At 68.2% G+C, this 13,031-nt stretch carries 14 protein-coding genes, 2 tRNA genes and 1 other RNA gene; 10 read left to right on the forward strand and 7 right to left on the reverse strand.

Features of this window, described 5'->3' with window-relative positions; genetic code table 11:
* Positions 1-242: 242 nt before the first annotated feature.
* Positions 243-1,457 (reverse strand): lytic transglycosylase domain-containing protein, encoded by a 1,215-nt coding sequence (locus tag AC3ITM_RS04550; protein ID WP_489268734.1) that lies wholly within the window; start codon positions 1,455-1,457, stop codon positions 243-245.
* On the reverse strand, positions 1,454-2,221 hold the full coding sequence (gene gloB, locus AC3ITM_RS04555) for a hydroxyacylglutathione hydrolase (protein WP_489268736.1): 768 nt from the start codon (positions 2,219-2,221) through the stop codon (positions 1,454-1,456). The genes AC3ITM_RS04550 and gloB overlap by 4 nt, the downstream gene beginning before the upstream one ends.
* Positions 2,222-2,232: 11 nt before the next feature.
* Here gloB and AC3ITM_RS04560 point away from each other — a divergent pair, with 11 nt between their 5' ends.
* The 3 genes from AC3ITM_RS04560 to dnaQ are packed head-to-tail and all read left to right on the forward strand — an operon-like array spanning position 2,233 to position 4,071.
* Positions 2,233-2,877 carry a methyltransferase domain-containing protein gene (locus tag AC3ITM_RS04560; protein WP_489268738.1) on the forward strand — a complete coding sequence of 215 codons (645 nt, stop codon included), beginning with the start codon at positions 2,233-2,235 and terminating at the stop codon, positions 2,875-2,877.
* Positions 2,878-2,888: 11 nt separating this feature from the next.
* Positions 2,889-3,341 (forward strand): ribonuclease HI, encoded by a 453-nt coding sequence (gene rnhA / locus AC3ITM_RS04565; RefSeq protein ID WP_228886705.1) that lies wholly within the window; start codon positions 2,889-2,891, stop codon positions 3,339-3,341.
* A 4-nt stretch (positions 3,342-3,345) separates the two neighbouring features.
* A complete protein-coding gene (gene dnaQ, locus AC3ITM_RS04570) occupies positions 3,346-4,071 on the forward strand; it encodes a DNA polymerase III subunit epsilon (protein ID WP_489268741.1) in 726 nt (241 codons plus the stop codon).
* A 116-nt stretch (positions 4,072-4,187) separates the two neighbouring features.
* Here dnaQ and AC3ITM_RS04575 read toward each other — a convergent pair whose 3' ends face one another.
* Positions 4,188-4,892: a PP2C family protein-serine/threonine phosphatase gene (locus AC3ITM_RS04575; RefSeq protein WP_228886707.1), complete on the reverse strand. Its 705-nt coding sequence runs from the start codon at positions 4,890-4,892 to the stop codon at positions 4,188-4,190.
* A gap of 170 nt (positions 4,893-5,062) precedes the next feature.
* Here AC3ITM_RS04575 and AC3ITM_RS04580 point away from each other — a divergent pair.
* Both AC3ITM_RS04580 and AC3ITM_RS04585 read left to right on the forward strand, forming a co-directional pair.
* A tRNA-Ser gene (locus tag AC3ITM_RS04580) sits at positions 5,063-5,153 on the forward strand.
* A 287-nt stretch (positions 5,154-5,440) separates the two neighbouring features.
* The gene (locus AC3ITM_RS04585; protein WP_228886708.1) at positions 5,441-5,845 is read left to right on the forward strand and encodes a DUF6165 family protein; all 405 of its coding nucleotides are present in this window, start codon (positions 5,441-5,443) and stop codon (positions 5,843-5,845) included.
* Positions 5,846-5,907: 62 nt separating this feature from the next.
* Here AC3ITM_RS04585 and AC3ITM_RS04590 read toward each other — a convergent pair whose 3' ends face one another.
* The gene (locus tag AC3ITM_RS04590; RefSeq protein ID WP_489268743.1) at positions 5,908-6,957 is read right to left on the reverse strand and encodes a glycosyltransferase family 9 protein; all 1,050 of its coding nucleotides are present in this window, start codon (positions 6,955-6,957) and stop codon (positions 5,908-5,910) included.
* Between the two features lie 21 nt (positions 6,958-6,978).
* Here AC3ITM_RS04590 and AC3ITM_RS04595 point away from each other — a divergent pair, with 21 nt between their 5' ends.
* From AC3ITM_RS04595 to AC3ITM_RS04605, 3 genes are read left to right on the forward strand one after another with little or no spacing between them, the layout of a single operon-like run.
* Positions 6,979-7,728, forward strand: a complete 750-nt coding sequence (locus AC3ITM_RS04595) for a 3-deoxy-D-manno-octulosonic acid kinase (protein WP_489268745.1) — start codon at positions 6,979-6,981, stop codon at positions 7,726-7,728.
* Entirely contained in the window at positions 7,728-8,486 is a 759-nt protein-coding gene (locus tag AC3ITM_RS04600) for an MBL fold metallo-hydrolase (RefSeq protein WP_489268746.1), read from the forward strand. The genes AC3ITM_RS04595 and AC3ITM_RS04600 overlap by 1 nt, the downstream gene beginning before the upstream one ends.
* Positions 8,487-8,489: 3 nt before the next feature.
* Positions 8,490-8,873 carry a nuclear transport factor 2 family protein gene (locus AC3ITM_RS04605; RefSeq protein WP_489268748.1) on the forward strand — a complete coding sequence of 128 codons (384 nt, stop codon included), beginning with the start codon at positions 8,490-8,492 and terminating at the stop codon, positions 8,871-8,873.
* A gap of 39 nt (positions 8,874-8,912) precedes the next feature.
* On the opposite strand, the gene ffs is transcribed toward AC3ITM_RS04605, so the two are convergent.
* An RNA gene (gene ffs, locus AC3ITM_RS04610) (signal recognition particle sRNA small type) lies at positions 8,913-9,009 on the reverse strand.
* A gap of 278 nt (positions 9,010-9,287) precedes the next feature.
* Here ffs and AC3ITM_RS04615 point away from each other — a divergent pair.
* A complete protein-coding gene (locus AC3ITM_RS04615) occupies positions 9,288-9,605 on the forward strand; it encodes a DMT family transporter (protein ID WP_489268749.1) in 318 nt (105 codons plus the stop codon).
* Positions 9,606-9,752: 147 nt separating this feature from the next.
* Here the strand turns inward: AC3ITM_RS04615 and AC3ITM_RS04620 are convergent, their stop codons facing one another.
* Both AC3ITM_RS04620 and AC3ITM_RS04625 read right to left on the reverse strand, forming a co-directional pair.
* Positions 9,753-10,199 (reverse strand): hypothetical protein, encoded by a 447-nt coding sequence (locus AC3ITM_RS04620; RefSeq protein ID WP_489268751.1) that lies wholly within the window; start codon positions 10,197-10,199, stop codon positions 9,753-9,755.
* Between the two features lie 631 nt (positions 10,200-10,830).
* Positions 10,831-10,923 (reverse strand) — tRNA-Ser (locus tag AC3ITM_RS04625).
* A 146-nt stretch (positions 10,924-11,069) separates the two neighbouring features.
* Between AC3ITM_RS04625 and dnaX the strand changes: the two genes are divergently transcribed.
* Complete coding sequence (gene dnaX / locus AC3ITM_RS04630; RefSeq protein WP_489268753.1) at positions 11,070-13,025, forward strand: DNA polymerase III subunit gamma/tau; 1,956 nt, start codon at positions 11,070-11,072, stop codon at positions 13,023-13,025.
* Positions 13,026-13,031 lie beyond the last annotated feature (6 nt).

Below are 13,031 nucleotides of genomic sequence, written 5' to 3' on the forward strand. Positions count from 1 at the left end.
CCTTGTGCATTGTGGGGGGCGGAGAAGCATCGCACCGACGTCGCGGCGGGAAGGGGTGCCTGGTAGGGTCGCGCCCCAGCCGACTGCCGACCACGCCGATCAGTGCGGTAGGGCATGACCCCGGTCGAAGAAGCCTGCTTCCAACGGCAGCCTGCCAAGCTCCACCCGAAAATGACGATGCCCGGCAGTGCCGGGCATCGCTTAGGTTCACAGCCGCCAGCCAAGGCCGGCGTGGGCTCGCCTCAGTCCTCGACCCGCAGTACCGCGCCGGGCTTGAGCACGCTGCTGCCGGTGAGCCCGTTCAGCGACAGCAGGGCCTTGAGCGGCATGCCGTAACGGCGGGCGATGGTCCACGGCGATTCGCCGTCGCGCACGGTATGGCGGCGGTTGCGCGGACGATCGGCGCTGCTGGCCACCGTTCGCGCCACGCGCGGCGCCGGTGCGCTGACCGCAGGGCTGTCGGCCTTGGCCGCAGCGGTATCCACCGCCGCAGCCAGCATCACGCTGGCATCGACCGGGGCGTGGCTGGCCGGGGCCAGCACGGTGACCTGGCCGGCCGGGCGGCCCTTGCCGCTGGCCAGGGCCGGGTTGAGCCGAGCGATCCGCGCCGGGTCCAGGGCGCGCTGGGCGGCCCATTGCTGGACGCTGGTGCCGGCCGGCAGGGGGTGGCCCTTCAGCACCGGCACGGTGCGGTCCAGCGAGGCCATCACCGTCGGCGAGGTTTCGGCGTTTTCCAGCACGCAGGCCAGCGCGTGCAGCTTCTCCACGTAGGCATAGGTGATCGGCGACAGCCCCGGCAGTTCGGCCGGGCGCGCGTTCTGCGCGTTCATGCCGCCCTTGCGCAGCGACTGCAGGATCCGGTACTCGCCGGCGTTGTAGGCCATCGTGGCCAGGCGCCAGTCGCCGCCGAACATGCCGTGCAGGGTCTTGAGGTAGCGCACCGCCGCCTGGGTGGAATCCACCGCCGACAGGCGACCGTCATAACCGGCGGTCATCTGCACGCGGTGGTTCCGGGCGGTGGTGGCGATGAACTGCCACAACCCGGCCGGGCCGCTGCCGTTGCGCGCATTGGGCCGGTAGCCGCTTTCCACGAACGGGATCAGCGCAAATTCGGTGGGCAGGTCCGACTTGCGCAGCTCTTCGACCACATAGCCGAACAGCACCAGGGCATCATCGTCCTGGTTGGCCAGCCGCGAGGGCGCATGGGCGAACTGCTTCTGCCAGCGCGGGCTGGTGGCGTCGGCATTGCAGGTGGGTTCGGCCAGGCCGGCGCGGAAGCTGGCGAAGATCTCCTGCCCGTTGCGTACCGAGGCGGGGGGCAGGGCGGCCGGGTCCAGCGGCAGCTGCGACAGCCCGGCCACGTTCTGCGACATCCCCACGCTCAACGACTGGGCGCTCGCGCCACCGGCCATGCTCAACGCCAGGCCGAACGCGAGCGGCAACAATCGCCCGGTCATGTACCGAATCCGTCTTTCCAGCCGCGCAGACCTGCGACGACATCGACTTCATCGGTGACGGGGCGACCCAGGTGGGCACTGACGGCCTGCTGGATCGAGGGTGTACGGGTACGCAGGAACGGATTGCAGTCCAGCTCGCTGGCCAGGGTTACCGGCAGCGTGGGGCGTTCATCGCGGCGCATGGCCAGGGCCTCCTCATGGCGCTGCAGCAACGCAGCGTTGGTGGGGTCGACATGCCGCGCGAAGACGGCATTTGACACGGTGTATTCGTGCCCGCAGCACAACAGCAGGTGCGGCGGCAGGGACGCCAGCTTGTGCAGGGATGCCAGAAGCTGGGACGGCGTACCTTCGAACATGCGTCCACAGCCCAGGCTGAACAGTGCGTCGCCGCTGAAAAGATGTTCAGCGGTGTGAAACGCCACGTGCGAGCGGGTGTGTCCGGGCACGGATACTACGTCGATCCCCAGCCCCAATGCCTGAATACGTTCACCTTCAGCCACCCGGTGGGTGGCCAGCGGTATCCGCGGATCGGCCGGTGCGTACACCTGCAGCCCCGCAAACCGGGCCTGCAGTGCCGCCACCCCAGCGATATGGTCGTCGTGGTGATGGGTCAGCAATACGGTCTGCGGGCGCCATCCCTGCTGCGCTGCGGCAGCCAGAACCGGGGTGGCATCGCCGGGGTCGACCACGATCGCCGCGCCGTCGGCTGCGATCAGGGCCCAGATGTAGTTGTCCGCGAATGCGGGTAGGGCGGTCAGTCGCATAGAATTGGACCATGCCCGCCGCGCCGAGCCCCCGTCAAGTTTCCGTCGCATCCTGGTTTGATACTGAACCGGCGCAAGCGTTGTGCCAGCTGGAGTTGCAGCGCCTGCTGCTGTTGCTGGCCGCGCACCCGATCACCCCGTGGCTGTGGATCGGCCCGACCCCGGCCTGGGCCGCCGCCCCGGAGCTGCCCGGCCGCGGCCTGCGCCTGCACCGGCACGGTGCCGGCTACGCCGGCGATACCCACTGCGGGCTGCCGCTGCCGCTGCCCAGCGAGAGCATCAATGCCATCGTCCTGCAGCATGTCACCGCGCGCGATGCCGAGCAGCTGATCGCCGAATGCGAGCGGGTGCTGATGCCCGGCGGCCGGCTGTGGCTGTCCACGCTCAACCCGTTCAGCCCGTTCCGGCGCCAGTGGCGCCAGCACGGACTGGTGGTGCGCACCCCGCAGCGGCTGCGCCACACCCTGGAGCAGGCCGGCCTGGCCTGCGACGACCTCAGCTACCTGGGCCCGATGTGGCGCGACCGCGCGCCGGGCCGGCGCAGCCTGGCACCGCTGCGCGCGGCCTGCCTGTTCTCCGCCGAAAAACGCACCCTGGCCCTGCCGGGACCTACGCCACTGCCGGTCCGTCATTGGCCCGGCACCGTGGCGACCTGATCTGGAATTCAATGAAGACGATAGAGATCCACACCGACGGTTCCTGCCTCGGCAATCCCGGGCCGGGCGGCTGGGCGGCGCTGCTGCGCTACAAGACGCAGGAGCGCGAACTGAGCGGCGGCGAAGCGCATACCACCAACAACCGGATGGAACTGATGGCCGCCATCTCGGGCCTGGAAGCCCTGACCGAACCGTGCAACATCGTGCTGTTCACCGATTCCCAGTACGTGCGCCAGGGCCTGACCGAGTGGCTGCCGGGCTGGATCCGCAAGAACTGGAAGACCGCCGGCGGCGCCCCGGTCAAGAACCGCGAGCTGTGGGAGCGCCTGCACGCCGCCACGCTGACCCATACCATCGACTGGCGCTGGGTGAAGGGCCATTCCGGCGACCCGGACAACGAACGGGTGGACCAGCTGGCCCGCGACGCCGCGGTCCGGATCCGTGCCACCGGACCGGTACACTGAGCCCATGCGTCAGATCATCCTCGATACCGAAACCACCGGCCTGGAGTGGCGAAAGGGCAACCGCATCGTCGAAATCGGCTGCGTGGAACTGCTCAAGCGCCGGCCCAGCGGCAACAACTACCACCAGTACATCAAGCCGGACTGCGAGTTCGAACAGGGCGCCCAGGAAGTTACCGGCCTGACCTTGGAATTCCTGGCCGACAAGCCGGTGTTCGCGCAGATCGCCGATGAGTTCCTGGCCTTCATCGATGGCGCCGAGCTGATCATCCACAACGCCGCCTTCGATATCGGCTTCCTGGACAACGAGCTGTCGCTGCTGGGCGACCACTACGGCAAGATCGGCGACCGCTGCACGGTGGTGGATACGCTGAAGATGGCGCGCGAGCGCTACCCCGGCCAGCGCAACTCGCTGGACGCGCTGTGCCGGCGGCTGGGCGTGGACAACGCGCACCGCCAGCTGCACGGCGGCCTGCTCGATGCGCAGATCCTGGGCGATGTGTATATCGCGCTGACCTCCGGCCAGGAGGAAATCGGCTTCGGTTCAGGCGATGAGGCCCAGACCGGCACCGCGCACGCGCAGGCCTTCGACACCTCGCGGTTGTTGCCGCGCCCGCGCGTGGTGGCCACCGCCTCGGAACTGGAAGCGCATGCCGCGCGCCTGGCCAAGCTGCGCAAGAAGGCCGGCCACGCGATCTGGGATGGCCCCACGGCCGAAGAAGCGGTGGCGTAGCGGCATCGCCATCAACGGTGGCGATCTACCCCGGACATCGCGGCATCACCACCAACGGTGGTGATCTACCCCGTTATCGCCGGTAGGTCCCGACCGTTGGTCGGGGCGCGCGGTTCTCAATGACACCGGACCAGGATCACCGTGATGTTGTCCGACCCGCCGCCATCCAGTGCGGCGGCGACCAGGGTGTCCACGCATTCCTGGGCGCTGGCATCGTCGAAGGCCAGGGTGCGGGCGATGCCGTTGTCCTCCACTTCTTCGGTGAGGCCATCGCTGCACAGCAGCAGTTGCATGCCCGGGCGCAGTTCGCCGGTGGTGGTGGCCACGTTCAGATGGGCCGGGTCGGTCACGCCCAGGGCCTGGGTCACCACGTTGCGGTGCGGGTGGGCGCGCGCCTGTTCGGCGGTGAGGTTGCCCTGGGCCACCATTTCCTGCACCACGCTGTGGTCCTGGCTCAACTGCGCCAGCTTGCCGTCGCGGAACAGATAGGCGCGGCTGTCGCCGACCCAGGCCACTTCGTAGCGGTTGCCCTGGACCCGCGCGGCGACCACGGTGGTGCCCATCGGCAGGCTGTCGTTGCGCCGCCGCGAGGTACGGATGATCTCTTCATCGGCAATCCGGATCGCCGTGGCCAGCGTGGCGCCCCGGCGGATCTCGCGCACGATGGTCTCGCGCGCCAGCGCGCTGGCCACCTCGCCACAGGCGTGGCCGCCCATGCCGTCGGCAACCAGCCACAACGCCAGTTCGCCGTCGCCGTAGTAGGTGTCCTCGTTGAGGTCACGGCGCAGGCCGGGGTGGGTCAGGTGTCCGAATTCGATCATGAGCGGGGCTGGGCCAAGGGTGTGTTGCGGGGAATAACGGCATGATCGCGGCCTGCCGGACATCCGGCAAGGCATCCATACAGAAGAAATTCACTTCCCCGGCGAAGTGGAGGCTTGTCGTCGGCGCGTCCTGCCCGTATCATTCGGCTCCCGGTTCGCCGGGACCATCTGGAGAGGTGGCAGAGCGGTTGAATGTACCTGACTCGAAATCAGGCAGGCGTTTATAGCGCCTCGGGGGTTCGAATCCCCCCCTCTCCGCCAGATAAAAAGAAAAGGGCTGCCCGCTGGGCAGCCCTTTTCTTTTTATCTGGCGCGGGATGCGACGGCGCATCGCGCCGCCGCCCCAAACGCTGCGATGCAGCGTTTGGGCCCGGTCCCTTTGCCTGCCTCTCCCCGCCCCTGTCGGGGCAGCCCCTCAACAGAGGGGCTTGTGCCTCCAGCTGGCTTTACGAACGACGCCATCTGTTGAAGTGGCAGAGAACGTGCCACCCACCTGCGTTCGACGCCTTGTCCGCTAAACTGGCCGCCTCCCGTAATGGATGCCCCCCATGACCGCTGAAATCCTGGTTCCCGTGTCCTTTGGCGAGCTGCTCGACAAGATCTCGATCCTGCAGATCAAGTCCGAGCGCATCGACGATGCGGCCAAGCTGGCCAACATCCATGCCGAACTGTCGGCGCTGGAGAAGACCTGGATGGCCCATCCGGCCGGGGGCGGCGACATCGCCGGCCTGCGCGCCGAGCTCAAGGCGGTCAACGAGCGCCTGTGGGACATCGAGGACAACATCCGCCTGCAGGACAAGGCCCAGGCCTTCGATGCGCGGTTCGTGGAACTGGCGCGCAGCGTCTACCTGCAGAACGACGAGCGCGCGCGCATCAAGAAGCAGATCAACCTGGTGCTGGGCTCGGCCTACGTGGAAGAGAAGTCGTACAAGGACTACAACGCCCGCGCCTGAACCGCCACGGCTGCCATCGGCGCATGTCGCCGCGCCTCCCCGCGCCGGTCCCGCTGCGCGGGCTAGCCGGCGCGGTGATCGGCCACGTAGCGTTCGAACGCGGCAATGCCGTCCTCGACGGTGATCAACTGCATGACATCGTCGAACTCGATCTTGGTGCCCCATTTCAGCGCGCTGGCCGGCTTGCCGAGGAACTGGCGCGCGGCGCTGTCGTAGCGGTCCACGCAGTAGCGGGTGTCCGAATACGGCCCGCTGCGCTGCGGGTTGCTGGCCGCATGCAGGCCCAGCACCTTGGCCCCCATCGCGTTGGCGATGTGCATCGGGCCCGAATCGGGGGTCATTACCAGGGCCGCGCGGGCCAGCAGGGCCGGCAGCTGCTTGAGGGTGTCCTTGCCGACCAGGTCCAGCGCCGGGGTGGTCAGCTGGGCCTGGATCGCATCGCTCATGTCGCGCTCCAGCGTGCTGCGGCCGCCGCACAGCACCACCCGCCAGCCGCGCGAGACGGCATGGTTGGCCACCGCGGCATAGCGGTCGGCATACCAGTTGCGGCGCACGTGGCTGGAACACGGCGAGATCATCAGCACCGGCCGACCGTCGTCGTCCCATTGCGCCTGCGCCCAGGCCACCGCCGCCGCCGGCACCGCCAGGTCCCAGCTGACCTCGGTCTGTTTCAGGCCCAGCGGTTCGCAGAAGCTGCCGATCGCGTCCAACACATGGATGCCGGGGCGGTCGGGGATGCGCTCATTGATGAAAAGACCGTGAAGATCCTTCGAGCGGGCGCGGTCGTAGCCGATCCGGCGCCGGGCCGGCACGAACGCCGACAACACGTTGGCGCGCAGCGCCACCTGCATCTGCAGCAGGGCCTCGAACCGCCCCGGCGGCAGGCTGGCGCGCAGCGCGCGCATGCCGGCCAGCCCGGTGGCCTTGTCGTAGGGGTGGAACACCACCCCGGGCAGCCCGTCCAGCAGCTTGTGCCCGGCCTTGTCGATGATCCAGTGCAGTGGCATGCCCGGCCGTGCCTGCTGCAGGGTCCGCACCAGCGGCACCACATGGGTGACATCGCCCAGTGCCGACAACCGCAAAAGACACAAGGATGAGGACGTTGGTGCCATGGTGTTGTTAGACTCGAAGGAATGGTCGCATTCGACGCCAATGAAGTGCTGACGCCGTGCCGCGATGGACGCGGGCTCGGTGCCATTCTGTTCGACCGCGAGCGGCTGCGGCAAGCCGGGATGGAATTGTTCCTGCCGGGCCACTGGGCCGAGCGCGCCCGCCCGGTGGGCGAGGGTGGCCGGGGCGGTGCCTGGTTCGTCGATGCGCCGTTCGGCCCCAGCGTGCTGCGCCAGTACCTGCGCGGCGGCATGGCGGCCAAGCTCAGCCGCGATGCCTACCTGTGGCGCGGCGCCGACCGGACCCGCAGTTTTGCCGAATTCCGCCTGATGCGCGCGCTGCGCGCGCTGAAGCTGCCGGTGCCGCGCCCGATCGCCGCGTTCTACATGCGCGATGGCCTGCGCTACCGCGCCGCGATCCTGATGGAGCGCCTGGAAGGCGTGCGTTCGCTGGCCGACCGCGCACTGGTAGCCGGCCGTGGCGCCCCCTGGGAAGAGACCGGCCGGTTGATCGCGCGCTTCCACCGCGCCGGGCTGGACCATGCCGACCTCAACGCGCACAACATCCTGTTCGATGCCAACGGCCATGGCTGGTTGATCGACTTCGACCGCGGCGTGCAGCGCATTCCGGCCACCCGCTGGCGTGAGCGCAACCTCAAGCGGCTGCTGCGTTCGCTGCTCAAGCTGCGCGGCGAGCGCAGTATTGAGGACGTGGAAAAAGACTATGCACGGCTGCGCCGTGCCTACGACCTGGCCTGGAACCGGGGCTACTGATGGAGTGGGCGCTGCGTTTCATGGGGGTCGGCAATGCCTCGGCCGTGGAGCTGGGTTCGCCGATGGCGGTGATCGAGCGCGACGGCCTGCCCTGGCTGACCATCGATTGTGGCGGCGAGGGCCTGACCGCCTTCCAGGCCCATTACGGCCAAGCGCCGCAGGCGCTGTTCGTCACCCATGTGCACCTGGACCATGTGGCCGGCTTCGAGCGCCTGTTCGTCGATGCGTACTTTTCGCCGCAGCGGCGCGGGCGCATCCGCCTGTACGTGCCGGCCACGGTAGTGCCGCTGCTGCACCGGCGCGTGGCCGACTACCCCAATGTGCTGGCCGAGGGTGGCGCCAACTTCTGGGATGCGTTCCAGCTGATCGTGGTCGGCGATGCGTTCTGGCACGACGGGGTGCGCCTGGAAGTGTTCCCGGTGCGCCACCACTGGCCCGAAACCGCCTACGGGCTGCGCCTGAAGGGCGCGCTGACCTGGAGCGGCGATACCCGGCCGATCCCGGAGATGCTGGCCCGTTACGCCGACGACAACGAGCTGATCGCCCACGACTGCGGCCTGCATGGCAATCCGTCGCACACCGGGGTGGATGACCTGGAGCGCGAATACAGCGCCGGACTGCAGGCGCGGATGATGCTCTACCACTACGCCAGCCATGCCGACGGGCAGGCCCTGCGCCAGCGTGGCCACCGCGTGGCCTTGCCGGGGCAGTGCGTGCCGCTGGCCGCCCCCACCGCGCCCTGCGTGGTGGTGCCATAGCGCATGGCCGGGCAGGGCGTGGCGCCGGCGTTGTTCGACCATCTGGTCGGCCTGGAGCGCGCGCTGCACGACCCGGCCGTGCGCGCCGATGCGGTGCAGCTGGCCGCGTTGCTGGACGTCGACTTCAGTGAGATCGGCAGTTCCGGCAGCGTGTTCGACCGTGCCGCGGCACTGGCGCAGGTGCCCGGTGAACGCGCCCGGGCCGGGATCGAATCGGAGGCATTCGGCGTGACCGTGCTGGCACCGGGCCTGGCCCAGGTGCGGTACCGCAGTTGGTATGTGGTCGATGGCGTGCGCCAACGCGCGGTGCTGCGCAGTTCGCTGTGGCGGCTGCAGGGGCAGACATGGCGGATGCTGTTCCACCAGGGCACGCCGGAAGCGGCCTGAGCGGAACATGTGGAAAGTGCCGCGCCCAAAAAGGTGGCGGCCCCGCCGGCTGACCTCGGCGCCCGCGTCGATCGATACCGTTGCTGCCTTCCGGCCCTGGCGGGATTTTCGACCTAGCGTCGCGAGGGGCCGACGGGGCCACCATAGAGACGTTCCGGCTGCAGGGCGATCGTGGATCGGCCGACCGCAGGCGGAGGCTGCAGCGCAGGAACAGGCCCGGCAGTGCAGTCGCGCATTCTAGCGCATGCGCGGCACGCAGTGCCAGACGCCCAGCCTGAATCCGGTGTAGCCCGCTGCCGCCGGTGGCGGCCATTGCGGCGGCGGGGCGCTAAACTACACCGCACAGGAGGAACGACCTCCCCCGGTTCGGGAACCACTGACCAGGACGGCCTGGCCCCCATCAAGGAGGGCCGCATGGCCTGGATCTATCTGTTGGCAGCCGGTGTACTGGAAATCGTCTGGGCGTTTGCGATGAAGCAATCCGACGGTTTCAGCAAGCTCACCCCCTCGATCATCACCCTGGTCACCATGATCGCCAGCTTCTGGCTGCTGTCGCTGGCCATGCGCACCCTGCCGCTGGGCACCGCGTATACGATCTGGACCGGCATCGGCGCGGTCGGCGCCTTCGTCATCGGCATCACCTTGCTCGGCGAGCAGGTCAGCGCGATGCGGATTGCCGCGGCGGTGTTGATCGTGAGTGGCTTGGTGTTGATGAAACTGTCGAGCAGCTGAGGCGTTCAACTGCGGGCTGAGATCTCGAAGGTAGAGCCATGCCATGCGTGGCTGACGTGGAATTGAGAGGTCCCGGCGGGTAGGCGCGGATACCTCATGGCCGCCGTGATCCGAGGCAGCGTCCACCGCTGGTGCACCGTGGCGGCCTCAGGTGTCGTAGATCCCGCTATCCCATGGCTCGAAAAAAGCCATGTAGTTGCCTGGCTGCATCTCTACCGCCCAGACATCGTCCTCCTCTTCGGGGGCGCGGGCGATCAGGCCAAAGGCCGTTTCGAACCGGAGTATCTCGAATGGTTGGATTTCGACCCGTCGGAAGGCGACTTTGCCAAGCTCCGCAAGCCTCGCGTCGTAGAGGGCTCGACGAGCAGTGTCGTCCATAAGGTCTCGTGGTCCTAGGCTATCAATCTTTGCTTCGATCAAGCCCCCTTTTTGATCGAATAGGTACAGCGCCACGAACTCGCAGCCGGGATCGTTCTCTCGCGTTGGATTGAAAGGCGTTGTGAGGATGAACTGACGACCGTCGGCTGTGTGTCCAACGTGCTCGGCGTGGTAATCGTCATGCTCAAGCGCGATCAGGTGGGGGCGTCCATTCACGTTGGGTGGTTTCCTGAGGGGAGGGAAGGCATTGGATCGTCTGAAAGGGCCTACAGCAAGAGACTATCGCGACATTCCTGCGGTCCTCTCCTGACAAGAACCTCTCGCGTTAGGGGGGCGATGGGAAAGTTCTGCGCGGCGGGGTGAAGCGGGCAATGCGGGGAGAGCGGTGCCCTGCCCGGCTGCGAAATCATGGAAGCAGCCACCCATGGGGTGGCTCTACGAGCGGTTGGTCGAGTCTGTTGACAGGTGGCCACTTCATTGGGATTGCTGGGTGCATCCATGCACCCAGCCCTTCCGCGCATGCGCGCTCCAGGGCCGCGCCTGGTGGAACTGGATGTGCTGTGGTGATGAACGCGTCGCCACGCGCCCGGGTGCTGCCGCATGGGCCTTGGGACTGAAGCGGAGAGCGGGTTGGTCGAGCCTGGAGGGAGGGTGGCCGCGTCATTGGGGATTGCTGGGTGCATCCATGCACCCAGCCCTTCCGCGCATGTGCGCTCCAGGGCCAGCCATGCGGCTGTCCGGATTCGCTCCTGGCGAATCCGTCGAACCCGCGTGGCTTCTCGCACACCTTCTCTCCGCCAGACAAACGCAAAAAGGCCGCCCATTGGGCGGCCTTTTTGCGTTTGTCTGGCGGAGAGAGGGGGATTCGAACCCCCGAAGCGCGGTTTAGACGCTTACACACTTTCCAGGCGTGCTCCTTCAACCGCTCGGACACCTCTCCGGACCTGCTGCGATAACCCGCTGCAGGGGCGCAGATTCTAGCGGGGGAATGGCAATCGCACAAGCGGTAGGCGAGCAGGGGCGGGGGAGGCCTGGAGGGCTGGACAGGCATGGCACAATGGACGTCCCGATGAAGACGGTGGCCTGATGTCCTATCTCGTCCTTGCCCGCAAGTGGCGTCCGAAGCGTTTTGCCGAGCTGGTGGGCCAGGAACACGTGGTCCGCGCGCTCAGCAATGCGCTGGACAGCGGCCGGGTGCACCACGCATTCCTGTTTACCGGTACCCGCGGGGTGGGCAAGACCACCATCGCGCGTATCTTCGCCAAGTCGCTGAACTGCGAGCAGGGCACCAGCGCCGACCCGTGCGGCCAGTGCCCGGCCTGCCTGGATATCGATTCGGGGCGCTACATCGACCTGCTCGAGATCGATGCCGCGTCCAATACCGGCGTGGACGACGTGCGCGAGGTGATCGAGAACGCCCAGTACATGCCCTCGCGTGGCAAGTACAAGGTCTACCTGATCGACGAAGTGCACATGCTGTCCAAGGCGGCGTTCAATGCGCTGCTGAAGACGCTGGAAGAGCCGCCGGAGCACGTGAAGTTCCTGCTGGCCACCACCGACCCGCAGAAGTTGCCGGTGACGGTGCTCTCGCGCTGCCTGCAGTTCAACCTGAAGCGGCTGGACGAGGAGCAGATCCAGGGCCAGATGACCCGGATCCTGGCCGCCGAGGAGATCGAGTCGGACCCGACGGCGATCGTGCAGCTGGCCAAGGCCGCCGACGGCAGCCTGCGCGATGGTCTGTCGCTGCTCGACCAGGCCATCGCCTATGCCGGCGGTGCGCTGCGCGAGGACGTGGTGCGCACCATGCTGGGCACGGTCGACCGCACCCAGGTGGCGGCCATGCTCGAGGCCCTGGCCGACGGCGATGGGGTGCGCCTGCTGCAGGTGGTGGCGGCATTGGCCGAGTTCTCGCCGGACTGGAGCGGGGTGCTCGAAGCCCTGGCCGAGGCGCTGCACCGGATCCAGGTGCAGCAGCTGGTGCCGGGCGCGCCGGGCGACGGGGAGGGCATCGATGCGGCCGCCTTCGCCCAGCGCCTGCGCCCGGAAGTGGTGCAGCTGTGGTACCAGATGGCCCTGGGCGGCCGTCGCGACCTGTACCTGGCACCGAGCCCGCGCGCCGGTTTTGAAATGGCCGTGCTGCGCATGCTGGCATTCCGTCCGGCCGCAGCCGTGCCGCCGGTGCCGCGCGATCCGGACACCGGCACCGGGGTGAACAGTGGCACGGGCACCCCTGCGCAGGGCAGCGGCCTGGCCGCCGCGCCTGCGGTGGTGGCTGCGCCGGCTGCGATGGCAGCTCCGGCCCCGGCGGTCGCCCTGGCGGCTGCAGCGGCTCCCGTGGTCGCAGTGGCTGCGCCGGTGGTTGCCCCGCCGGCCCACATCGCCGAAGTGGCCAAGCCCACCCCGGCTCCGGTGGCCACGCCGACGGCAGACGACGATTCGCCGCCGTGGCACCAGCATGGCGCCGAAGACCGCGACGAGGCCCTGGCGGCGGAAATGGCCAGCCCGGACGCGGCCATGGTGGCGCCGTGGGAGGCCCCGCCGGCCCGCCCGGTTGCTGCGGCGCCTGCGCCGGTTGCCGCCGCCCCGCCGGCCGCGCGCCCGCAGGGCATTGCCATCGCCCCGTCGGCCGCATCTGAACAGGCGCCGGCCGCCTTGGCCACGCCAGAGGCCTGGCTGGAACTGGTTGCCCAGAGCCAGCTCAGCGGCCCGTCGCGGCAGCTGGCCGCGCATGCGGCGTTCATCGGTTTTCAGCACGGTGTCTTGAAACTGGCGGTATCGCCCGGATTTGAATACCTGTGTTCGGACCGTTCGCTGGCGGCCCTGGCCGAGGCGCTGTCGGCGCCATTGGGCCAGCTGCCGCGCATCGTGATCGAACACGGCGACGCCGAGGCCGAAACGCTGCACCAGCGTTCGGACCGCCAGCGTGGCGAGCGACAACAGGCGGCAGAAACCGCCTTCATGGCCGACCCGCAGGTGCAGGTGCTGATTCAGCAGCACGGCGCCCGGGTGGTGGCCGATTCCATCCGTCCCTTTGATGAGTAGAACGAC

Source organism: Stenotrophomonas sp. KH_029 (assembly GCF_057839765.1).

What these genes read in the sequence shown, in the direction of transcription:
- AC3ITM_RS04615 (WP_489268749.1), top strand. Translation starts at nt 9,288, where the DNA reads ATGGCCTGGATCTATCTGTTGGCAGCCGGTGTACTGGAAATCGTCTGG.
- AC3ITM_RS04600 (WP_489268746.1), top strand. Translation starts at nt 7,728, where the DNA reads ATGGAGTGGGCGCTGCGTTTCATGGGGGTCGGCAATGCCTCGGCCGTG.
- gloB (WP_489268736.1), bottom strand. Translation starts at nt 2,221, where the DNA reads ATGCGACTGACCGCCCTACCCGCATTCGCGGACAACTACATCTGGGCC.
- AC3ITM_RS04560 (WP_489268738.1), top strand. Translation starts at nt 2,233, where the DNA reads ATGCCCGCCGCGCCGAGCCCCCGTCAAGTTTCCGTCGCATCCTGGTTT.
- dnaQ (WP_489268741.1), top strand. Translation starts at nt 3,346, where the DNA reads ATGCGTCAGATCATCCTCGATACCGAAACCACCGGCCTGGAGTGGCGA.
- dnaX (WP_489268753.1), top strand. Translation starts at nt 11,070, where the DNA reads ATGTCCTATCTCGTCCTTGCCCGCAAGTGGCGTCCGAAGCGTTTTGCC.
- AC3ITM_RS04575 (WP_228886707.1), bottom strand. Translation starts at nt 4,892, where the DNA reads ATGATCGAATTCGGACACCTGACCCACCCCGGCCTGCGCCGTGACCTC.
- rnhA (WP_228886705.1), top strand. Translation starts at nt 2,889, where the DNA reads ATGAAGACGATAGAGATCCACACCGACGGTTCCTGCCTCGGCAATCCC.
- AC3ITM_RS04605 (WP_489268748.1), top strand. Translation starts at nt 8,490, where the DNA reads ATGGCCGGGCAGGGCGTGGCGCCGGCGTTGTTCGACCATCTGGTCGGC.
- AC3ITM_RS04595 (WP_489268745.1), top strand. Translation starts at nt 6,979, where the DNA reads ATGGTCGCATTCGACGCCAATGAAGTGCTGACGCCGTGCCGCGATGGA.
- AC3ITM_RS04550 (WP_489268734.1), bottom strand. Translation starts at nt 1,457, where the DNA reads ATGACCGGGCGATTGTTGCCGCTCGCGTTCGGCCTGGCGTTGAGCATG.
- AC3ITM_RS04590 (WP_489268743.1), bottom strand. Translation starts at nt 6,957, where the DNA reads ATGGCACCAACGTCCTCATCCTTGTGTCTTTTGCGGTTGTCGGCACTG.
- AC3ITM_RS04585 (WP_228886708.1), top strand. Translation starts at nt 5,441, where the DNA reads ATGACCGCTGAAATCCTGGTTCCCGTGTCCTTTGGCGAGCTGCTCGAC.